This window comes from Pseudonocardia sp. ZF1 (assembly GCF_056835605.1).
Genome location: NZ_JAJNBY010000001.1, coordinates 2,047,432 through 2,068,017, shown reverse-complemented (window position 1 = coordinate 2,068,017; position 20,586 = coordinate 2,047,432). Strand labels below are relative to the sequence as shown.

The following is a 20,586-nucleotide window of genomic DNA, read 5'->3' as shown; positions in this document are numbered from 1 at the left end:
CAGTGCACGGGTGGGGGCCGGCCCCGGGCGGGCCGGCCGTCGTCCCGCCCTTCTCACCGAGGTGCGGGGGTGCAGGCGGGGCCCGGCCGGGCCCCGCCGAGCGGCTCAGGCCACGATCAGCGGCCGCAGGGTGCGGTGGGCGACCTCCAGGCCGGTGTGGATCCGGTCCTCGGTGCCGCCCCAGACGGGGTCCTCGTGCTCGACCGAGAGCACGCCGTCGAAGCCGCCCTCGTAGAGGGTGTCGACGACCCGGCGCCAGTCGACGTCGCCGAGGCCGGGCACCCGGTAACGCCACCAGCCGACGTCGAACGGGTCCTCGCGCACGACGGCCTTGCCCGGCCAGCCGTAGCGGTGTCGCCGCTCCGGGAAGAGCTGGATGTCCTTGGCCTGGGCGTGCGGGACGCGGTCGACGTAGGGGCGCAGCGCCTCGACCGGGTCGATGCCCATCCACACCAGGTGGCTCGGGTCGTAGTTGAGGTAGAGCCCGAGCGAGAACATCCACTCCCACAGCTCGGGCGAGTAGGCGAGGTTGCCCGGGTAGCCGTCCGGGTGCCAGCCCTCCATCACGCAGTTCTCGACGATCAGCTTGACGCCGTGTTCGCCGGCCCGCTCCACCAGCGGTGGGAAGATCTCCTCGGCGTCGCGCAGGTTCTCCGCCACCGTCCGGCCGGGATGGCGCCCGACGAACGTCCCGACGGTCGGGCAGCCGAGCAGCGCGGCGGCGTCGATGCAGGCCGCGAGGTGGGCGTGCACGGCGGCGCGTTCAGCCGGGTCGGGGTGCAGGTTGTTGTCGTAGAACGCCAGCGAGCTCAGCGTCAGACCGTGCTCGTCGAACAGCGCGCGCGTGGTGTCGGCCTCGCGCTCGCCGAACGCGGCGACGTCGAGGTGGCTGGCCGTGAACGGCCGGTCGCCGATCGCCGGCCAGGCCGCCACCTCGAGGGCCTCGTAGCCCGCTCCCGCGGCCCATCGGGCGATCTCGTCCAGCGGCCGATCGGGCAGACAGGCGGTGAGCATTCCGAGTTTCACGAGGGCACCTCCACCCAGGTCGAGGACTCCGACGAGCGGATCACCGCGTCGGTCAGTGCGGCAGCACGCAGGCCGTCGGCGAACGTGGGCAGCCCGTCCGGTGCATCGCCGTGGACCGCGGAGTAGGTGTCGGCCACGAACGCGTTGAAGCAGTCCTGGTAGCCCTGCGGGTGGCCGGGCGGGAGCAGTGAGTACCGTGCCGCGGCCGGCGAGTACGCGGGCGCGCCGCGGTGCAGCACCCGGTCGCCGTCGCGGTCACCGATCCACAGCTGTTCGGGCGACTCCTGGTCGAAGCGGTAGGCCGCCCGCTCGCCGTCGAGGGAGATGCGCAGCGCGTTGCGCCGGCCGAGCGCGGTCTGGCTGACCACGACCGAGCCGGTGGCGCCGCTGTCGGTCTCGAACTGGACGGTGCTGGCCGTGCCCCCGCCCGCGGTCGCGGCGAGCAGGCGGGTGATCCGGTGCCCGCTGGTGAACTCGACCAGGTCGCACCAGTGCACACCGACGTCGGCGAACGCACGGTGCGCGCCGCCCTCGGCGGCGTCGCCGCGCCATCCGGCCGGCGCTCCGGCCGCCTGCCAGTCCTGGAGGTAGGCACCGTGCAGCAGGTGCAGCGGCCCGGCCCCGCCCGCGTGGACCCGGGCCCGGATCTCCCGGGCCGCGGGGTGGAAGCGGTAGACGAAGGGCACCGTCGCGACCCGGCCTCGGGCCGCGGCGACCAGCGCCCGCGCGTCGTCCAGCGTCGTCGCGAGCGGCTTCTCGCAGACCACCGTCTTGCCCGCGGCCAGCGCCCGGCGGGCCAGGGCGACGTGGGTCGAGTTCGGGGTGCACACGTGCACCACGTCGACGTCGTCGGCGTCGATCAGGTCGTCGCCGCTCACGGCGGCGGTGCGGGCACCGAGGCGGACGGCGGCCTCCTCCGACCGGTCGGGGCGCGAGGCCGCGACACGGGTCACCTCGCCCCCGGCCGCCCGGACGGCGTGTGCGTGCACGCCGCCGATGAACCCGGCGCCGATGATCCCGGCGCGGAGCCTGTCCGCCATCGCTTGCTCCTGTCTCAACTCGTCGTCACGGTCAGTCCGGCCCGGTCCAGCGCGTCGTCGAGCCAGGCGCGGCTGATCCGGGCCGCCTCGGCCGGGTCGCCGTCGTAGGAGTCCAGCTCGACGACCAGCCAGTCGTCGTAGCCGACCTCGGCGACGGCGGCGAGCACGCCGTCCAGGTCGAGCGCGCCGCGGCCGAGCGGCAGGAACGTCGCACCGTCGGACCCGAGGTCCTTGAGGTGCACGTGCCGGATCCGGTCCGCGTGGCGGCGGATGAGCGCGGCCGGGTCGCCACCACCGGCGGCCAGGTGGGCGGTGTCCGGGCAGAAGCCGATCGTGGACCGGGAGAACACGGCCTCGATCTGTTCCGGGGACTGGCCGATCGTGCCCAGGTGCGGGTGGTAGCAGGCGGACAGGCCGTGTTCCGCCGCGATCCCGGCGACCGTGTCGAGGGCCCGGGCGAGCCGGTCGTGATCGCCGTCGGCGATCCCCTGCGCTCGCGGCGCACCGCCACCGACCACCAGCTGTGCCGCGCCGAACCGGGCGGCGTCCTCAGCGGCCCGGCGTACCCGGTGCAGTTCGTCGGGCAGGATCTCGGGGTAGACGAAGTTCCCGCCCGTGTAGACACCGACCAGCGACAGCCCGGTCTCGTCGAGCAGCCGGTGCAGTGAGCCGGGGTGGTCGTCGCGGATCTCGGCGAACTCGCGCACGTTCCCGTCGAACATCTCGACGCCCCGGTAGCCGGCGGCGGAGATGTCGCGCAGCGCCCGGTCCATGTCTCCGGGGACCCGGTAGACGAGGTCCTTGACGCTGGTCACCCCGGCCGCGGCGCCGGTGACGCCGCCCCAGGTGATCGAGTGATAGCCGAGACGCACGACCCACCTCCTTCGGTGCGGCCACGGCGCCGCACTTGCGATCGATGCGATGACAGTAAAGTTTGATCTACACAAAAGTCAATGGACTATCCTCGGAAGCCTGGCCGAGGCGGAACGAGGAGGTCGCCGAGTGGGACCGTCCGTGCAAGGGGTCGCGCCGGACCAGCTGGACACGCTGGTCACCGTGCTCGACCTGGTTCGTTCCGGCGGCGCGCGCACACGTCCGGAGCTGGCCCGTCGCTCCGGGCTGGGACGCACGGTCGTCTCGCAGCGGCTCGGGCAGCTGGAGGCAGCGGGTCTGGTGACCGAAGGCGACCTCGGCACGTCCACCGGCGGCCGAGCGCCGCGCGAGCTGCGCTTCCGTGCCGATGCGGGGGTGCTGCTGGTGGCCTCGCTCGGGGTGACCGGATTCGACGCCGGTGTGGCCGACCTGAGCGGACGTCTGGTCGACCACCGGAGTCGCGCCTGGGACATCGCCACCGGGCCGGAGGCCAGCCTGAGCCGGGTGGAGAGCCTGTTCGACGAGCTGCTCGCCGACCGGGGCGCTCCCGCCGTCTGGGGCGTCGGTCTGGGGGTGCCGGGCCCCGTCGAGTTCGCCTCCGGCCGTCCGGTGGCGCCACCGATCATGCCGGGCTGGGACGGCTACCCGGTCCGCGACCGGCTGGCCACCCGCTACGACGCGCCCGCGTTCGTGGACAACGAGGTCAACCTGATGGCGCTGGGCGAGTACCGGGCGGGCCGGGGGGTCGGATCCCCGGACCTGGTCCTGGTCAAGATCGGTACCGGGATCGGGGCGGGACTGATCTCCGGCGGACGGCTGCACCGCGGTGCGCAGGGCTCGGCGGGCGACATCGGACACGTCGGGTTGACCGGATCGGTCCCCGGCGCGGAGCAGGTGGTGTGCCGTTGCGGCAACGTCGGCTGCCTGGAGGCGTTCGCGGGCGGCGCCGCACTGGCACGGGATGCGACGGCGGCCGCCCTGGACAACCGGGGGGAGCACCTGACCGAGCGGCTGGCTAAGGCGGGCGAGATCACGTCCGACGACGTCGTGCGCGCCGCCGAGTTCGGCGATCGGGTCGCGGTCGAGCTGTTGTCGCGTGCCGGTCGCCTGGTCGGCGACACCGTGGCGGCCACCGTCAATTTCTTCAACCCGTCGACGATCCTGCTCGGCGGCCGGGTCGGGACCTCCGGCGATCTGCTGTTGGCCGGGGTTCGCCAGTCGGTCTACCGCCGGTCTCTGCCGCTGGCCACCCGCGACCTGCAGATCGCGCGGGCGTCGCTGGGCGAACGAGCGGGCCCGACCGGGGCGGGCTGCATGGTCGTCGACGAGCTGTTCGGTCGGGACCTGCTGGCCCGGTGGATCCCGCACGGCAGCCCCGCCGGGATGCCTGGGCTGCATCCGAGCTCGCGCGCAGACGCCTGACAGGACAGCGGTCCACGGCCCAGCCGGCGCCGAACCGTCGGGGCCCGCGGCTCGCGCCCTGGCCCACCGCGCAGTCTGATGGCGAACCGGGCGTCGTGCATCGGTGGGCGTACCCCACCGATCCGGTTGCCGCGGCGGAGGGACGACGGGCGGTGTGTCTCAGGAGCGGTGCGTCTCAGGCACGGTCGGTCCTGCCCAGCAGAGCGTCGGAGATGATCCGCAGCTGGATCTCCGACGTCCCCTCGAAGATCTTGGTGAGCCGCGCGTCCCGCCAGTAGCGTTCGGCCGGGAAGTCCGTGGTGTAGCCGGCGCCGCCGTGGATCTGCAGGCCCTCGCTGGTCACCCGCTCGGCCATCTCGGAGGCCACGAGCTTGACCATCGAGGCCTGCGTCGGGTTGGGCTGCCCGGCGTCGACCGCGGTGCACACCTGGTACATCAGGGCCCGCGCGGCCTCGACCTGCGCCGCCATGTCCGCGATCGTGAACCGCAGCCCCTGGTTGACGCCGATCGGGCGGCCGAACTGGACCCGCTCACCGACGTAGGCGATCGAGTCCTCCAGTGCCCCGCGGGCCAGCCCGATGGCGCGGGCCGCGGTGTGGATGCGGGCGGTGTCCAGGTCGCCCATGGCGATCCGGAAGCCCGTGCCCGGTTCGCCGACGATCTCGCTCGCCCGGGCGCCGTCGAAGGCGAGCTCCCAGGTCTTCCAGCCGTGGTAGCCGATCTTGCGGACCGGGGTGCCGGTGACGCCCTCGGGCAGGGTGCCCCGCTGCTTCGGCATCAGGAAGCAGGTCACCCCGCGCGAGCGGTGCGCGGGGTCGACGGGCTCGGTCCGCGCGAAGACCTGCAGGTAGTCCGAGCCGTCGGCGAAGGTGCACCACATCTTCTGGCCGGTGATCCGCCAGCCATCGCCGTCCGGGACGGCGCGGCAGCTCAGGTTCGCGACGTCGGAGCCCGCCTCGGCCTCGGACAGCGCGAACGCACTGAGGAACTCACCGCGCGCCATTGCGGGCAGGTAGCGGGCGCGCTGGTCGGCGTCGAAGCCTGCGGTGAACTGCTGCCCGCGGGCGATCAGGCTGGCCACGCTCATCCAGGCGCGGGCCAGCTCCTCGACGATGATCGCGTACTCGGACAGGCCCAGGCCGAGCCCGCCGTACTCCTCCGGGATGAGGATGCCGAAGAAGCCCAGCCCGGCCATCTTCTCCCGCAGGGCCATCGGGATCTCGCCGTGCTCGGGATCGAGCTCGTTGGCGACGGGCAGGACCTCCTTCATCGCGAAGTCGCGGGCCATCGCCTGGATCGCCAGGCGGTCCTCGGTGAGGAACGGTTCGGTCATCTGTCCGTCTCCGTGGGTCGCTCGCGCAGGTGGATGCCGAGCCCGGTCCGGCCGGGGGCGAGGTGGTCGCGCAGGACGAGGTCGTCGTCGTAGTCCCCGCCGTTCTGCCTGCGGAACGGCAGCGGGGTCGTGTGCGGGACGGCGAGCACCCGCGCGCACAGCTCCTTCGCGGCCGTGGCGAACTCGTCGTCGGACACCCGGTTCGCGCCCGTGACGACGACGGGCGGCAGGACCTCGTAGCCGACGTAGAACAGGGTGCCGTGCTGCAGGGGGAAGAGCAGCTCGTCGAGGTGCCCGTGGACGCCGCGGGGTCCGAGGTCCGGGCCGCGCCCGCCGACCGTGGTCACCACCAGCGCCCGCTTGCCGGCGAGCGGGCCCTCGCCGTAGCGCAGCGTGCGGCCGGGATGGTCGGGATCGGTGACGCCGTAGGCGAAGCCCTTGAGGAACACGCGGTCGAACCAGCCCTTGAGGATCGCGGGCATGCCGTACCACCACAGCGGGAACTGGACGACGAGCGTGTCGGCGGCCGCGACCTCGGCCTGCTCGGCGCGCACGTCCGCGCTGAGTGTCCCGGCGGCGTGGGCCCGGGCCGACACCGGCCCGACCCGGAACCGCTCGTCCGGGTCGTGGCCGTAGTCCGCCGCCGTGACCACCGGGTTCCAGGCCATGGCGTGCAGGTCGGAGACGACGACCTCGTGCCCGGCCCGCTCGAGCGCGGCGACGCCCGCGTCCTTCAGCGCACCGTTCAGCGAGCGGGGCTCGGGGTGGGCGAGGACCCAGAGGACCTTCACGCGACGAGCTCGACGATCGCGGCGAGGCCCTGGCCGCCGCCCATGCACATCGTCTCCAGGCCGTAGCGGCTCCCGCGGCGGCGCATCTCGTACGCCAGGGTGGTGAGGATCCGGCAGCCGGTGGCGCCTGCGGGGTGACCGAGGGAGATCCCCGAGCCGTTCACGTTGAGCCGCGGCTCGTCCGAGGGAAGGCCCCATTCCCGCAGGCAGGCGATGACCTGGGCCGCGAACGCCTCGTTGACCTCGATCAGACCGATGTCCGCCAACCCCAGCTCGGCGCGCTGGAGCGCCGTGGCGACCGCGGGGACCGGCCCGATCCCCATCGTCCGCGGCGGCACCCCGGCCGACGCGGAGGTCACGATGCGGAGGAACGGCGTGAGGCCCAGCCCGGCCGCCCGCGCGGCGGTGGTCACCACACAGACCGACGCGCCGTCGCTCTGCCCGCAGGCGTTGCCCGCGGTCACCGTGGCCTCCGGGTCCTCGTGGCGGCGGACCGGACGCAGCCGCGCCAGGTCGTCCAGGGTGAGACCGGCGCGCGGGTGCTCGTCGAGGGTCACCACGGTCTCCGGCGTGCGGCGGGTCCCGGGCACCGTGACCGGCACGATCTCCTCGGCGAACCGGCCCTCCTTCGTCGCCGCGACGGCCTTCTCCTGCGACCGGAGCGCGAACTCGTCCTGCTCGGTGCGGCCGATCGCGTACTCGGCGCGCAGGTTCTCGGCGGTCTCGAGCATGCCGCCGGGGACCGGGAAGTGCACCCCGCCCGCGGTGGTGCGGCCCCGGGTGATCCGGTTGACCATCCGCAGCTCGTCGCCGCGGACGCCCTTCTGCAGGCCCAGCGCGTAGTACTCGGCCTGGCTCATCGCCTCGACGCCGCCGGCGACGACCAGGTCCGCCCAGCCCTGCCCGACGGTCAGCGCCGCCTGGAGGACGGCCTGCAGCCCGGAGCCGCAGCGGCGGTCGAGCTGCATGCCGGCCACGCCGACGCCGAGCCCCGCGTTCAGGGCGGCGACCCGGCCGATGGCGGGCGCCTCGCTCGTCGGGTAGCAGTAGCCGAGCACGACGTCGTCGACGTCGCCCTCCCCCAGCCCGGTCCGCGCGATCAGCCCCTGCAGCGCCTGGGTGGCCAGGTCCGCGGCGGTCAGGGTGGCGAACACCCCGCCGTCGACGCCGACCGGCGTGCGCACCGGGTCGCAGACGACCACGTCGGACGGGCTCACGTCGGGACCTCCGTGCTGTACAGCCGCGCCGCGAGCTCGCGCAGCGCGGCGGCCTTGATCTTGGAACCGTTGGTGCCGACGGTGGTCGGCATCTCCTCGACGAGGTGCACGGAGTCGGGCACCTTGAACGTCGCGAGCGCCTGGGCACACCAGGCCCGCAGCGCGGCCGGGTCCGGGGTGCTGCCGGGCACGGCCTCGACGAACGCGACGGCCCTGGTGTCCCCGTCCACCGTGACGCCGACGACCTTGCTCCGGGCCACATCCGGGTGCTCGGCCAGGCGGATCTCGATCTCGGCGGGCTCGACGAGGAAGCCGCGCAGCCGGAACGAGTCGCCCATCCGGCCCGCGTAGTCGAACGCGCCGTCCGGGTGGACCGTGCCCAGGTCGCCGGAGCGGAACCAGCCGTCCTCGGTGAACGAGCGCGCGCGGATCGCGCCGTCGGTGTCACCGAGGTAGCCGTCGACCACGGCGTAGCCGCGGAACTGCAGCTCGCCGGGCTCGCCCTCGGGCGGCGGCCCGCCCGTGACGGGGTCGACGGCGCGTACCTCGATGTCCGGGGACACGGGTCGACCACCCGCCCGCCGGCGCGCGGGCGCCGGGTCGTGCTCCTGCCAGAACGACAGCAGCGAGAACAGCTCGCTGGAGCCGAAGATCCCCATGGTCGGGGTGCCGGTCTCCTTCTCGGCCCACTCCGCGACCTGGATCGACTTGCCGTAGAAGTCCCCGATGAGCAGGCGGCGCCACGCGGACAGGTCGCCGCCGTGGGCGCGGTGGCTCTCCATCAGCCGCCCGGCCACGTCGTCCGCGCAGGCCAGGTGCGTCACCCCGAACTCGCCCATGTGGGCCACGACCAGGTCGTCGTCGAACGTCGGCTCCAGCAGCGCCGCCCCGCCGGCGGCGATCGCCGCGAGCGCCGGGACGTAGCCGAAGACCCCGGACAGCGGCAGCACGACCAGGCTGACCGACTCGGTGTCCCAGTCGCCCGCGGCGGCGACGTTCCGGGCGTGGGTGGCCACGCCGCTGCCGAGGTGGGCGGCGAGCTTCGGCATCCCGGTCGAGCCGGAGGTCGTGAACGCCACGGCCAGGGCGTCCCGGGTGCCGCGCAGCGCCTGCGGGTCGGCCGCGGCCGACGGCGGGCTGGGCACCCAGGCCCCCGCGCCGACGTCGTAGGTCGCGGCGGCGGCTTCGTCGGCGGGTGGACGGCCGGGTCCGGTCACGACGGCGATGCCGGGAGCGGGCACGTCCGCCTCGGCGACCGCCTCGCGCAGCCGCGCGCGCAGGTCCAGGCCGAGGAAGTCGTGGGCGATCAGCACCACCCGCGGCCGGGCCCGGTCCAGGACGTGCGCGACCTCCGCCACGCCGTAACGGGTGTTGATGCCGATGACGTGGGCGCCGAGCGCGGCCGCGGCGAACTGCGCCACCAGCGACTCGGACCAGTTCGGCAGCCACACGCCCACGCAGTCGCCCTCGCCGACGCCGTGGGCCCGCAGGTCCTCGCGCAGCGTGAGGACGCGCGCGACCAGCTCCGACCGGGTGACCCGGCGCGGCGCGGGCCCGCCGTCTATGACCACGGTGCTCTCCGGCGCGGCCGCGGCCGTGTCGGCCAGCAGGTCGGACAGAGTGGTCACGCGGCCGGTCATGCGGCACCCCGGCTCCGGCGGGCGCCCAGCTCACCGAGCCAGCCGTGCAGGACGTCGGCGAAGCCCTCGACCTCCTCCATCGGGTAGTGCCCGATGCCCTCCAGCAGGGTGTAGCGGGAGTCCGGGATGAGCTCGGCGGCCCGGCGGACGTCCGCGGGGTCGAGCCACAGGTCGTCGTCCCCGACGACGAGGTGGGTCGGGCAGGCCACGCCGTCGAGCTTCGCCAGCACGTCGTGGCTGGCCCAGCCGATGAGGTCGCTGGTGGAGATCTCGGGGTCCTCGCGGCGGTGCATCCGCGCGATCAGCTCCGCCCGCTCGGCCGCCACCCGCCGCCCGACGACGGCCAGCGTGCCGAGGTAGGTCCGGTCCGAGCGGCTGGGCGCGGCCGAGTCGACCAGCTCGCGCTCCAGCCCGCGCACGCTCAGCATCGTCGAGTCGGTGCCGCCGTGCGCCGCCAACGCGACGGCGCCGGCCAGGCGCTCGCCGCGGCGCACCGCGAGCTGCAGGGTGATGGCGCCCCCGATGGAACAGCCGACCACGAAGGGCCGGTCCATCCCGAGCCGGTCCATGAGCTCCTCGCACCACTGCGCGTAGACGCCCAGGTCCCGCACCGGGCCGTCGGGGGCGGGCTCCGATCGACCGTGCCCGGGCAGGTCCGGGACCACCACCCGGTAGCCCAGCTCGGCGAGCCGCGGCTGGACCTCCCGCCACTGCACACCGTTCTGGCCCGCCGTGTGCAGGCACAGCACCGGCTGCCCCTCGCCCTCCTCGAGCACGAAGGCGCGGGTCCCGCCCACCTCGACGTAGTCGGCCCTCATCGTGTCCCCTCCGTGCGGGCGAACGCCCGCGCCTCGTCGACCAGCGCGACGACCGCCGCGGTCAGCCGCAGGTACTCGTAGGCACTGCCCTCGACCTCGAACTCGTCGCGCAGGGTCCGCTCGGTGAAGTCGTTCCGCGGACCGGTCAGCAGCCCGGCCCACACGATGTCGGGCGCGGAGACGACGAACGTCGGCCCGTCCGGTGTCCGGGTCCCGGCCTCGAGCACCCGTCCCTTGTAGACGCGGAACACCACCAGGTCGCCGCCGAGGCGCAGGCCGAGGGTGCCGTCCCAGGTCCCGGTGGCCCGGGTGAACGCGGCCGAGTCGCCGAGCGCGGTGGCCAGCGCCCGCGCCCACTCCACGGACGGGAAGGACCGGCCGAGCCGGGCGCGGCGGTCGTCGACCGCCTCGCGCGCCGTGACCAGCGCGGCGGTCCGGCCCACCTGCACGACCTCGTCGTGCTGGTTGCGGACCACCACGTGCCTGCCGACGACACCGTTGCGCAGTGCCGACGTGCGACGGGTGCGGGTCACCGTCATCTCGTAGGTGACCGAGTCGCCGACGTGGATCGGCGCCACGAAGTCCCAGTGCGTGTCGAACGCCGCCTCGACGTGCGCCGACAGGCCGCGCTCGTGGTGCCAGCCGAAGAAGCCGGCCAGGCCCAGCGGACCGTGGACCAGCGGGCGGCCGTCGGCGGACCGGCCGTGCTCGGTGTGCAGCGCGGCCCGGTCCCCGCTGACCTCGGCGAAGGCCGCGACCACCGCCGCGGAGAAGCTCCGTGCCGGGCCGGTGTAGACCTGCCCGACCTCGAAGTCCTCGAAATGGGGCGCGGCCGTCCCTGCCCCGGGCCCACCGGCGTGCACCGGGGACCCGGTGGTGGCACTGGTGCTCATCGACCGTCCTCTCCGACGGGCCGTCGCGATCGTCGTTCCCGACGAGCTCGCGACGACATGAACGAACGTTCTTACGTCTCCCATGCAATCAGCAGCTTCTCGGCCCGTCAAGAGCAGGAGCGTCGTGCTTCGTGCGCTACCGTGAGCGACATGAACGACCGTTCCCCGACCCTGGTCGCCGAGACGGGGCGGCGGAACGAGGCCGCGATCCTCAACGCCGCGATCCACGCCTTCGGCACCCAGGGGTTCAACGGCGCCTCGATGCGCGATGTGGCCCGCGGCGCCGAGACCAGCCTGTCCAACCTCTACAACTACTTCCCGTCGAAGTCCAAGCTGCTGGCCGCGGCGCTGCGACACGCCAACGCCGAGCTGCGCGGCCGCGTCCTGTCGGCCGTGGAGCTGGCCGGCGACGACGCCCCGTCCCGCATGCGCGAGGCGGTCCGCGCGCACGTCGGGTTCGTCGTCGAACACCAGACGGCGACCCTGGTGGCGACCAACGAGCTCCGCTACCTGGACCCCGAGGACCGCGCCGCGCTGGTGGAGGACCGGGACGCCACCCAGGACGCCTTCGAGCGCATCGTCGCCCAGGGCGTCACCGACGGAGCCTTCCGCACGCCCTACGCCGCCGATGCGGCACGCACGATCCTCGGTGCCGTGGCGGCGATCGCGAGCTGGTACCGGCCGGACGGCGCACTGGGGCGGGGACAGCTCGCCGAGCAGTACGCGCGCTACGCCCTGGCCCTGCTCGAGGCCCCGCTGACCCACTGACGACCGCCGCGGGGGCCGACCCGGCGAGATGCCTCTTGTTCCGTGTGACCCGAGTCGCTAGCGTTCTACGAACGATCGTTCGTACTCGTGCCGGGGCCCTCGTTTCCCGGCACCCTCACCGCCGCACCGTTGCGGCCTGGAGGTGGACCCGGATGGACCAGCACATACCCCCGAAGAAGATGGGCCGGCTCGCCGCCGCGGCGGTCTTCGCCACCGCGCTCGAATGGTTCGACTTCCTCATCTACGCCACGGCCGCCGCCCTCGTGTTCGGGCACCTGTTCTTCCCGTCGGTCAGCCCGGTGGCCGGCACCCTGGCCTCCTTCGCGACGTTCGCCGTCGGCTTCGTCGCGCGACCGCTCGGCGGCATCATCGCCGGACACGTCGGCGATCGCTTCGGCCGCAAGCCCCCGCTGGTCGCCGCCATGCTGCTGATGGGCGTGGCGACGTTCGCGATCGGCGTCCTGCCCGGGTACGCGACCATCGGGATCTGGGCACCGGTCCTGCTGGTGGTCGCCCGCCTGGTCCAGGGCCTGGGAGTCGGCGCCCAATGGGGCGGCGCCGCACTGCTGCTCACCGAGCACGCCCCGGTCGAGCGGCGCGGATTCTACGGGTCGCTCGTGCAGACCGGCGCCATCGCAGGAGCGGTCGCGGGCAACCTCTTCTTCCTCCTGCTGACCACCATCCTGTCCGAGGAGCAGTTCGTCGCCTGGGGTTGGCGCGTCCCGTTCCTCTCCGGCCTCGCCCTCGTCCTGATCGGCGCCTACGTGCAGCTCAAGATCGAGGACACCCCGGTGTTCCACGACCTGCAGCAACGGTCGGCGGAGTCCCGGCGCGACGCCGGGCTGCGCAAGGCACCGCTCGTCCAGGCCGTGCGGCACTACTGGCGCGAGATCCTGCAGGCCGCGGGCGCGTTCTTCGTCGTCAACGCCACCTTCTACATCCTGATCAGCGGGATGCTGAGCTACGCCACCACCCAGGTCGGCATGTCCCGGTCGGCGATCCTGTGGTGCGTCATGGGCGCGGGCCTGACACAGGTCGTCTCGATGCCGTTCTTCGGCGGCCTGACCGACCGGATGGGCTCGCGCAAGAAGCTCTACCTGACCGGCACGGTGCTGATGGCGGTCTGGGCCTTCCCGATGTTCCTGCTGATCGACACCGGATCGCTGCCGCTGGTGTTCCTCGCCCTGCTGGTCGGGTTCACCATCCACGCGACGATGTACGGCCCCCAGGCCACCCTGTACGCCGAGATGTTTCCGGCGGACGTCCGCTACTCGGGTGCCTCGCTGGGCTACCAGTTCGCCTCGGTGTTCGCCGGCGGCCTCGCCCCGTTCATCATGACCGCGTTGCTGGCGGGCACGGGTGCCTCCTGGTCGGTCGCGCTCTACATCATCGCCACGTCCGTGGTCACCTTCGTCGCGGTGGTGACGCTGAAGGAGCGCTACCGACGCGACCTCTACGAGACCTCCGACGCCGAGGCGGCCGGAACCGTCGCCGCCTCTGGCTGAGCGCTCCGCCCGGCTTCCGGGCCCACCGCGCACGACCCGGCGCCGAGGCTCGTCGGGCTCGCCCGGTCTCGCTACGACCGGCATTGCCTGCTCAGGTCCGGCACGACGTGGCCCTCCGTCAGTTCAGGCGTTCCCGCCGCGCCACGGTGGTGACACCGGCAGGATCAGGGCGTTGCTCACGGACCGCGAGCATGACCAGCGCACCCAGTGCCGGCCCGGCGGCGAGGGTCAGGAACGCGACGGTGAAAGAGCCGGTGGCGGCGAAGGCTCCGCCGACCGCCAGCGGGACGATGACGCTGCCGAGCTGCCAGAACGCGTTGGCGAACCCGGACGCGGTACCGGTGACGGCACTGGGCACCAGCCGCGGCACCAGCGCCACGAGCAGCGTCGTCCAGCCGTAGGCGGCGGCGCCCAGCAGCGGTGCGAGCCAGAGGAAGGCCGTCGCGGAGGTGAGGTTGCCGAAGACGAGCAGCGTGACGACGAACAGGACCAGGATGAGGACGGCGGGCATGCGGCGGGCGCCACCGTAGAACCGGTCGCTGACGAAGCCGACGATCGGCTTCACGACGACCGCGGTGATCGCGAAGATCGCCACGACTGCTCCGGCGGTGCCGGGCGTGATGCCGTGCCCCTTGATCATGAGTGCATTGGCCCAGGTGATGAACCCGTAGAGCCCCCAGAACCCGCCGAAGCCTGCGATCGCGGTCAGTACCAGGTTGCGGTTGGCAAGCATCGCGATCCAGCTCGAGTCCGACCGCTGCCCCTTCGCGGGGGGCACCTCCGCCGCGGCCGGGTCGAGCATCGGGCCCGGTCGCAGGATGAAGAAGAGCAGTACGGCGAGCACCATCGAGACGACGCCGAAGAAGTGGTACGAGGTGCCCCAGCCGTGCCAGGCGATCATCGCCGGGACGACGGAATTGGCGATCGCGGTGCCCAGTGATGTGGCGGTGACGAAGATGCCCATCGGCAGCCCGAGCTGGGTCGAGGGGAACCAACTGGCCACAAGCCGAATTCCGGCCGAGTAGTCGGCCCCGGCGAAGAGACCGACCAGGGCCTGGACCGCGATACCGACCGTGGCCGAGGTGGTGGAGCCGAACAGCGTCATGAACGCGCCGGCGCCGAACAGCGAGATGGACAGCATCCAGCGCCCGCCGAGTCGGTCGGTCCCGACCCCGCCGAGCGCGTTCGAGATGACGTAGCCGACGTAGTAGGCGGTGGCGAAGACACCGAGGCTGGCAAGCGGAACGGCCAGATCCTCACCGACGAATACCGACGCCGGCCCCCAGGTCGAGCGATCGACCGACGTCAGGGTGAACGAGAGCCAGCAGGCGAACAGCACCACCCAGCGGTAGGGCGACAGTGCCGCCGTGCCCGCCGGGCTGACAGGGACAGTGCTCATCGTTGAGCCTCCGTGGTGGGAGTGGGGGCGGAACACGGCGCCGCGTTCAGGTATGCGGTCACGGTGCGGCCGTGGTCAGAGGTCGAGCACGAGTCGTGGCGACGAGCAGCTGCCGACACAGATCATCATCGAGGTGCCGCGGGCGCGTTCCCGTGGGGACAGGATCGTGTCCCGGTGGACTGGGGTCCCGTCGAGGACCTGTGTCTCGCAGGTCCCACAGAATCCCTCCTCGCAGGAGGCCATGACGTCGGGGCGGACCGTGCGCACGGCATCGAGGATCGATCGGCCCGCTGCAACCGGGACGGTCTCGCCGGTGGAGGCCAGCACGACCTCGAAGGCACCGGCCGGGTCTGCGACCGGGTCCGTCGCACGGTCGGGGCCCGGGTCGGCGACGAAGCGTTCGATGCGGACCGGCAGCTCGGGACGGGAGGCTTCCGCGACGTCGGCGAGAGCTCGCAGCATGCCGGGTGGCCCGCAGCTGTAGACGGCAGCGCCGGCGGGAGCGGCGGCGAGGATCTCCGCAAGTGGTAGCGGACCGTCGACGTCGTCACTGTGCAGGGAGACTGCTCCTGCCGACACGCCCGCGAGCCGCTGCACCTCCTCGGTGAACGCGAGCGTGTCCGCCCGCCGGCCGCCGTAGTGCAGCGTCCAGGGCGTTCCGTCGTCGACGGCGGTGCGAATCATCGCGAGCAGCGGGGTGATCCCGATGCCACCCGCGACGAACACGTAGGAAGTGGCCGGCCCGAGAACGAACCGGTTACGGGGTCCGCGGATCTGCAGACGTCTCCCTACCAGGCCGGTGGTGTGGATCTCCGCGGAACCGCCGCGCCCGTCCGCCTCGTGGAGTACGGCCACGGTGTAGTCCGGGTCGGCGGTGTCGCCGCACAGCGAGTACTGGCGGACCAGCCCCGACGGCAGCGTCAGATCGACGTGGGAACCCGCCGTCCAGGCCGGGAGGGGGATGGCGCCGCGCAGTCGCAGCGACAGCACACCGTTCGCTTCGTGGCGAGCCTGCGTCACGAGGACGTCGAACGTGTCGTCGCTGTTCACGACTGTGTCCCGGCAGGTTCGCCGTCACGGGCACCGCCGCGCAGGACCTGAAGGAAGGGTGCGGTGAACCGGGTGTCGCCGAGAACGACGACGCTGTCGGCGGCCTCGCGGATCGTGGTCGCCGACCGTTCCGCCTCCGGCTCGTCCCATCGGGCACCGGGTCTCACGATGACCGCCCCGAGGAGGACACCGTTCGCCCTGGTGGCGTCGCCGATCCGGGTGACCGAGTCGCGGTCGACCCGGGCGAGGTCGTGGGTGAGGAACACGACCACGTCGGTGGCGTGCACGGTGTGCTCGAGCGGGTTGCCCACCGGTGGTCCGCCCGTGTCGGAGCCGGCTCCGTCCGTGCACGCCGTGGCCGGTTGCGAGCCGGCCACGGTGATGCCGGCGAGCTCGAGGTCGTCGCGACCGTCGACCCAGAGCCGGGCGGTGTGATCGAGCGGAACCAGCAGAACGGCCGCTTCGTAGGACCGTCGGGTGGGGATCGGCGCCATCGGCACGACCCTCCTTTCCGGGGACAGGTCAGATGGAGACGAAGTCCTGACCGGGCTTCACGACGAGGGCGTCCTGCGCACCTTCCTGGAAGGGGACCGACTTGGGCAGCAGCACCGAGGCGGACCGGACCCTGTGGTGCTCGGCGTCGTCGCCGGGCAGGTCCGCGGTGTTTCCGGCGGCGTCCTCGGCGGCTGCGAGAAGGCGCCGGCGAGCCAGGATGATCGCGGCGTCGCTGGTGCCCAGACGCTCCTTAGTGCGGTCCACGATCGGGCCCATGCTCTCCTGCAGGGAGAAGTCCTGGGCCGCGATGCCCTCGACGCCGGAGAAGCTGCGCTTCTCGCGCTGGGCGTCACGGTCGATGAGGTAGTCGTTGGACCTGTTCGCGACCGTGCGGAAGGTACCCGGGATGTTGCGGGAGTGGATCCCGTCGCCGCGGCGCATCGACTCCAGCTCGTCGTCACGCAGGTCGCGGGTGGGGTGGTAGTTGATGCTCCACGCCCAGCAGGTCTCGTCGTCGATCGGTACCCAGGCGTGGGCGCCCAGCGGGTTGTGAGTCCCGAACGGAGGGATGATCGTGTACCACGGCATGATCCACTGGGTGATGCGCCAGTAGTAGCGCTCGTCGTCGACGTTACGGCGGGCTCCGATCAGCAGACCGCCTTTGGACTCGATGACCTCGAACTTCGGTCGGGTGTCGGCCTTGAGGTAGGTCAGGCCCTCGGTGCCGGCGTGCATGGGGTCGTCGTCCATGTTGAAGCGGTGCGCGAACGACACGTGGCTGGAGTCGATGCCTCCCTCCATGGCCTGCATGTAGTTGGTCTCCTGCAGGCGCTTGGACACGAACACCTGGGAGCCGGGCAACATCGCCCATTCCAGTTCGGGGAGGTCGGGTCGGTGCTCGGCCGGGCCCATGTAGGTCCACACGACCCCGCCGCGCTCGATGCACGGATAAGCCTTCTGCTTGATCTTCTCCCGGAACCTGCTCTCGGGCGGCTCCGAAGGCATGTCCACACAGTTTCCGTCGACGTCGTACTTCCAGCCGTGGTAAGCGCACCGCAGGCCGCATTCCTCGTTGCGGCCGAAGAACAGTGATGCCGTCCGGTGGCTGCAGAACTCGTCGAGCAGGCCGAGCCTGCCCTCGCTGTCCCGGAATGCGATCAGGCGTTCCCCGAGCAGCTGCACCCGCACCGGGGGGCAGTCCGGCTCCGGGAGCTCCTCGGTCAGCAACGCCGGGATCCAGTAGCGACGTAGCAGGTCGCCCATCTCGGTGCCCCGGTCGGTCCGGATAAGTCGTTCGTTCTGCTCGCGCGTCAGCACGGTGGTGGTTCCTTCCAGCCGGGTGTCAGGACGTCGTGTGGTGGTGAGGACGGACAAGGACGTGCGGGGATCGCGGCCCGTCGCCGAGGGCGAGCCGGGCCAGCATGTCCCCGACACCGTCGAGAGGGACCGTGGCGACGGGGACCCGGTCCAGCCGGGAGTCGCCGCCGGCCAGGGCTGCGATCGCGGCTCCGACCGCCTCCGGCGAGCGCCCGCGGACCCCGTGCACCGAGACGCCGCGACGGATCATGAGGGCGGTGTCGACCGGGACCGCTACGGGCGACTTGGGTGAGGTCAGGACGAGACGGCCGCCGTGGCCGAGCAGCCCCATCGCGGGATCGACGACACCGGGAGCGCCCCCGGTGGTGTCCACCACCAGATCAGGGCGTTCGCTCTCGAGCCGGGCCGGGTCGTCGGTGACGACCGGGACCGCGCCGAGAGTCTCGACGATGCCCAGCCGTTCGGCGTCACAGGGCAGTCCGGTGACGATCACGCGCTCCGCTCCCCCGGCCAGCGCGGCCGCCGCGACCGCCACACCGTGGTATCCGGGGCCGAGGACGACCACGGTCTCGCCGGAGCGCAGCCGGCCCGCACCGAGCGTCCAGTCGAGGGCGTTGGCATAGGGCAGCACCCAGGTCGCCAACTCGTCGCCGAGTGCGTCCGGCAGGTGGTGCAGGACGGCGTTGGCGGGGAGGTGGAGGTACTCGGCGTTGCCGCCGAACAGACCAGGGGCCTCGGCGACCGGCACGGTCCCGATCCGGCGGCCACCACCCCAGATGTCGGTCTCGGGACAGAGCCGGTACGGCCCGGTACGACACGTCGGGCAGGCACCGCACGGCAGGTACTCCTCGACCACCACACGGGACCCCGGCCCGACCTCCCAGCGCCCGGCGGCCCTCTCCCCGACCGCGGCGATCGCCCCGACCACGTGGTGACCGAGAACCGTCGGCTCGGCGACTCCCCTGGCCTGCAGCGCGACGTCGGTGCCGCAGACCCCCGACGCGGCGACCCGCAGCCAGCCGGAGTCCGGGCCGGGCGTGGGCACGGACAGCTCCTGCACTTCGGAGCCGCCGCCGGGCACGGCGACGCTCGCGCGAGCCGTGGCGGGCAGGAACCGTGTCACCTCGCTGAGACCCATGTTTGCCCTTACTATCGCTGTGTGATATCTTGCTATCATCTGACGATACGGACACTAGGGCGTCACCCGACGGGCGTCAACGGAGGGAACGACGATGGCTGCGGCACGAGGCGCAGACAGTGGCCGGAGGGCTCTGGAGGTGCTGTTCGCCTTCACCGAGCAACGACCGGTGCTATCCGTGCGCGAACTCGCCGAGACCCTGGCGATCCCGGTCCCGTCCGTGCATCGCTACGTCTCACTGCTGCGGGACATGGGGTTGCTGGAAGAGGCGTCGCGGGGGCGTTACCACCTGTCGATGCGGGTGGCCGCCCTCGGGCGGTCTGCGCGCCGGGCCGCCCCGATCGTGGACACCGTGGAGCCGCTGATGCGAGGGCTCTCCGAGCGGATCGGGGAGTCGGTGCTGTTGATGCGGCTGGTCCAGGGCGCCCCGGTCTGCATCCACAGGATCGAGACGCCGAGCCGGTTCAGACTGTCCTTCGAGCCGGGCCAGCTGCTGCCGGCCCTCCGCGGCGCGAGCGTCCGCCTGCTCCTCGGATCCCTCGCTCCGGAGGACCGTCGGCGCTATCTGGACCAGGCGCTGGAGTCCGGCGCGCTGCCCCCGGTGAACGGACCGGAGGTCTTCCTCGACGACGTCGAACGCGACGTGGCACGCGGGTGGTCGGTCAGCAACGAGGAGATCGACGAGGGGGTCTGGGCACCTGCTGCAGCGGTGTACGAGGACGGGAACGTCGTCGCCGCGATCTCTGCGCCGTGCCCGGCGTTCCGGGTCGACGAGGTCCGCCGCACCGAGATCATCCAGATGGTCCGTGACGCCGCCTCAGCGGCATCGGACGCGCTCGGACGCTGAGTCTCCGCCGTCGCCGAGACCGTCCCGCAGCGCGCGGGGCTCCTGACCATCGGGCGCTCCACCCACGCCTGAGTCGGTTGCCAGTGCGTCGGGCCGGGCACGGACCGGCACCCCGGAGTGCGTCGGCCGCCACGGGCCGAAGGTCCCCGATCTTCCCTGCCGTCCGATCCTGACCCCGTCCGTCGCGGTGGCCTAGCGTCGCCCCGGTCGGAAGGACGGCAATGGACCGGATGGCTGTGCAGCTGCGGAACGTCATCGTCGCCAGCGACGAGTACCGGCGCGCGGAGGCCGCCGCGCTCGGCGTCGGCCTCACCGAGTCCGCGGCGCTCGGCGAGCTCTACCACCGCGGGCCGCTTCCGCACTGGTGACCCGGCTCGGCGTGGCGTCGGCGAGCGTCACCACACTGCTGGACCGGCTGACGGCGGCCGGATTGGCGCAGCGCGTGCCGCACCCCACCAACCGGCGCAGCGTCCTCGTCGTGCTGACGCCGCGCGGTCGCCAGACGACCGCGGCGATGTTCGCCATGTTCACCGAGGACATCCTGCGCGCGGTGCACTCCGCACAGCCGGAGCACGTCCGCGAGTTCACCGCCGTGCTGGCCCGGATCGCCGCGATGCTGCACCAGCGGGTCGCGGACCCGGCGACCGTCGCCCGGGACCTGACCCGACGGGTGGCGGAGGGCGGTCCCGGCTCGGGCGCCCCGAGCACGGAGCCCGTCTGAGCCCCACCCCGCGGTCAGCAGCTCTCGACCGCCCGGCCGAGGCCGACGACCAGCCGCACCAGGCGCACCAGCGAGCACGGGTGTCCCTCGGGTCGGTCGGCGTGCACGGGATGCTCGCACCGGCCCGCGGGGTCGGCCCGGTGCCCCTCCGCCAGACGGTCGCAGATGAGCCGCCGGTCGGGTGAGGCCAGCAGCACGTCCGCCATATCCAGCATCGCGCGCAGCGGCACGCCACCCGAGCTTCTGCAGATCATTCCCTCGGACACGGGAACCCCTCTCCTCGTGGTCCACCG

21 protein-coding genes are annotated in these 20,586 nt (G+C 72.7%); 6 read left to right on the top strand and 15 right to left on the bottom strand.

The features are described from left to right. Positions 1 to 105 precede the first annotated feature (105 nt). From ZF1_RS10250 to ZF1_RS10240, 3 genes are read right to left on the bottom strand one after another with little or no spacing between them, the layout of a single operon-like run. On the bottom strand, positions 106 to 1,026 hold the full coding sequence (locus ZF1_RS10250) for a sugar phosphate isomerase/epimerase family protein (RefSeq protein WP_179760435.1): 921 nt from the start codon (positions 1,024 to 1,026) through the stop codon (positions 106 to 108). Continuing rightward, the gene (locus ZF1_RS10245; protein ID WP_379673479.1) at positions 1,023 to 2,066 is read right to left on the bottom strand and encodes a Gfo/Idh/MocA family protein; all 1,044 of its coding nucleotides are present in this window, start codon (positions 2,064 to 2,066) and stop codon (positions 1,023 to 1,025) included. Before ZF1_RS10245 ends, ZF1_RS10250 begins: the two co-directional genes overlap by 4 nt. A 14-nt stretch (positions 2,067 to 2,080) precedes the next feature. Then, positions 2,081 to 2,938 carry a sugar phosphate isomerase/epimerase family protein gene (locus ZF1_RS10240; protein WP_405418145.1) on the bottom strand — a complete coding sequence of 286 codons (858 nt, stop codon included), beginning with the start codon at positions 2,936 to 2,938 and terminating at the stop codon, positions 2,081 to 2,083. A 142-nt stretch (positions 2,939 to 3,080) separates the two neighbouring features. Here ZF1_RS10240 and ZF1_RS10235 point away from each other — a divergent pair, with 142 nt between their 5' ends. Beyond that, entirely contained in the window at positions 3,081 to 4,361 is a 1,281-nt protein-coding gene (locus tag ZF1_RS10235) for an ROK family transcriptional regulator (RefSeq protein ID WP_482637126.1), read from the top strand. A 175-nt stretch (positions 4,362 to 4,536) separates the two neighbouring features. Here ZF1_RS10235 and ZF1_RS10230 read toward each other — a convergent pair whose 3' ends face one another. Genes ZF1_RS10230 through ZF1_RS10205 form a run of 6 tightly spaced genes read right to left on the bottom strand, consistent with a single transcriptional unit; the run spans position 4,537 to position 11,053 of the window. Next, positions 4,537 to 5,694 carry an acyl-CoA dehydrogenase family protein gene (locus tag ZF1_RS10230; protein WP_482637125.1) on the bottom strand — a complete coding sequence of 386 codons (1,158 nt, stop codon included), beginning with the start codon at positions 5,692 to 5,694 and terminating at the stop codon, positions 4,537 to 4,539. Beyond that, entirely contained in the window at positions 5,691 to 6,485 is a 795-nt protein-coding gene (locus tag ZF1_RS10225) for an NAD(P)H-dependent oxidoreductase (protein WP_482637124.1), read from the bottom strand. The genes ZF1_RS10230 and ZF1_RS10225 overlap by 4 nt, the downstream gene beginning before the upstream one ends. Next, complete coding sequence (locus ZF1_RS10220) at positions 6,482 to 7,702, bottom strand: acetyl-CoA C-acetyltransferase (RefSeq protein ID WP_482637123.1); 1,221 nt, start codon at positions 7,700 to 7,702, stop codon at positions 6,482 to 6,484. The genes ZF1_RS10225 and ZF1_RS10220 overlap by 4 nt, the downstream gene beginning before the upstream one ends. Beyond that, positions 7,699 to 9,330, bottom strand: coding sequence for an AMP-binding protein (locus tag ZF1_RS10215; RefSeq protein WP_482637122.1), 1,632 nt, complete (start codon positions 9,328 to 9,330; stop codon positions 7,699 to 7,701). The genes ZF1_RS10220 and ZF1_RS10215 overlap by 4 nt, the downstream gene beginning before the upstream one ends. A gap of 8 nt (positions 9,331 to 9,338) precedes the next feature. Beyond that, the gene (locus ZF1_RS10210) at positions 9,339 to 10,160 is read right to left on the bottom strand and encodes an alpha/beta fold hydrolase (RefSeq protein ID WP_482637121.1); all 822 of its coding nucleotides are present in this window, start codon (positions 10,158 to 10,160) and stop codon (positions 9,339 to 9,341) included. Then, a complete protein-coding gene (locus ZF1_RS10205) occupies positions 10,157 to 11,053 on the bottom strand; it encodes a hotdog family protein (protein WP_482637120.1) in 897 nt (298 codons plus the stop codon). The genes ZF1_RS10210 and ZF1_RS10205 overlap by 4 nt, the downstream gene beginning before the upstream one ends. A 150-nt stretch (positions 11,054 to 11,203) precedes the next feature. On the opposite strand from ZF1_RS10205, the gene ZF1_RS10200 reads away from it, so the two are divergent. After that, a complete protein-coding gene (locus tag ZF1_RS10200) occupies positions 11,204 to 11,821 on the top strand; it encodes a TetR/AcrR family transcriptional regulator (protein ID WP_308818747.1) in 618 nt (205 codons plus the stop codon). Positions 11,822 to 11,973: 152 nt separating this feature from the next. Further along, positions 11,974 to 13,326, top strand: a complete 1,353-nt coding sequence (locus ZF1_RS10195; RefSeq protein WP_482637119.1) for an MFS transporter — start codon at positions 11,974 to 11,976, stop codon at positions 13,324 to 13,326. A gap of 118 nt (positions 13,327 to 13,444) precedes the next feature. On the opposite strand, the gene ZF1_RS10190 is transcribed toward ZF1_RS10195, so the two are convergent. From ZF1_RS10190 to ZF1_RS10170, 5 genes are all read right to left on the bottom strand, one after another. Next, positions 13,445 to 14,725 carry an MFS transporter gene (locus ZF1_RS10190; protein ID WP_482637118.1) on the bottom strand — a complete coding sequence of 427 codons (1,281 nt, stop codon included), beginning with the start codon at positions 14,723 to 14,725 and terminating at the stop codon, positions 13,445 to 13,447. A 75-nt stretch (positions 14,726 to 14,800) separates the two neighbouring features. Further along, positions 14,801 to 15,775: a PDR/VanB family oxidoreductase gene (locus ZF1_RS10185; RefSeq protein ID WP_337826336.1), complete on the bottom strand. Its 975-nt coding sequence runs from the start codon at positions 15,773 to 15,775 to the stop codon at positions 14,801 to 14,803. Further along, on the bottom strand, positions 15,772 to 16,269 hold the full coding sequence (locus ZF1_RS10180; RefSeq protein ID WP_482637117.1) for a hypothetical protein: 498 nt from the start codon (positions 16,267 to 16,269) through the stop codon (positions 15,772 to 15,774). The genes ZF1_RS10185 and ZF1_RS10180 overlap by 4 nt, the downstream gene beginning before the upstream one ends. Before the next feature lie 28 nt (positions 16,270 to 16,297). Next, complete coding sequence (locus tag ZF1_RS10175) at positions 16,298 to 17,587, bottom strand: Rieske 2Fe-2S domain-containing protein (protein ID WP_482637116.1); 1,290 nt, start codon at positions 17,585 to 17,587, stop codon at positions 16,298 to 16,300. A gap of 25 nt (positions 17,588 to 17,612) precedes the next feature. Beyond that, positions 17,613 to 18,725, bottom strand: a complete 1,113-nt coding sequence (locus ZF1_RS10170; protein ID WP_482637115.1) for an alcohol dehydrogenase catalytic domain-containing protein — start codon at positions 18,723 to 18,725, stop codon at positions 17,613 to 17,615. A 94-nt stretch (positions 18,726 to 18,819) separates the two neighbouring features. Between ZF1_RS10170 and ZF1_RS10165 the strand changes: the two genes are divergently transcribed. The 3 genes from ZF1_RS10165 to ZF1_RS10155 all read left to right on the top strand — a co-directional run bounded on the left by ZF1_RS10165 (position 18,820) and on the right by ZF1_RS10155 (position 20,293). Further along, positions 18,820 to 19,572: an IclR family transcriptional regulator gene (locus ZF1_RS10165; protein WP_482637114.1), complete on the top strand. Its 753-nt coding sequence runs from the start codon at positions 18,820 to 18,822 to the stop codon at positions 19,570 to 19,572. 221 nt (positions 19,573 to 19,793) lie between these two features. Beyond that, complete coding sequence (locus ZF1_RS10160) at positions 19,794 to 19,940, top strand: hypothetical protein (RefSeq protein ID WP_482637113.1); 147 nt, start codon at positions 19,794 to 19,796, stop codon at positions 19,938 to 19,940. An 11-nt stretch (positions 19,941 to 19,951) separates the two neighbouring features. Then, positions 19,952 to 20,293, top strand: coding sequence for a MarR family winged helix-turn-helix transcriptional regulator (locus ZF1_RS10155; protein WP_482637112.1), 342 nt, complete (start codon positions 19,952 to 19,954; stop codon positions 20,291 to 20,293). A 14-nt stretch (positions 20,294 to 20,307) separates the two neighbouring features. Here the strand turns inward: ZF1_RS10155 and ZF1_RS10150 are convergent, their stop codons facing one another. Continuing rightward, positions 20,308 to 20,559, bottom strand: a complete 252-nt coding sequence (locus ZF1_RS10150; protein ID WP_482637111.1) for a hypothetical protein — start codon at positions 20,557 to 20,559, stop codon at positions 20,308 to 20,310. Between the last annotated feature and the right edge of the window lie 27 nt (positions 20,560 to 20,586).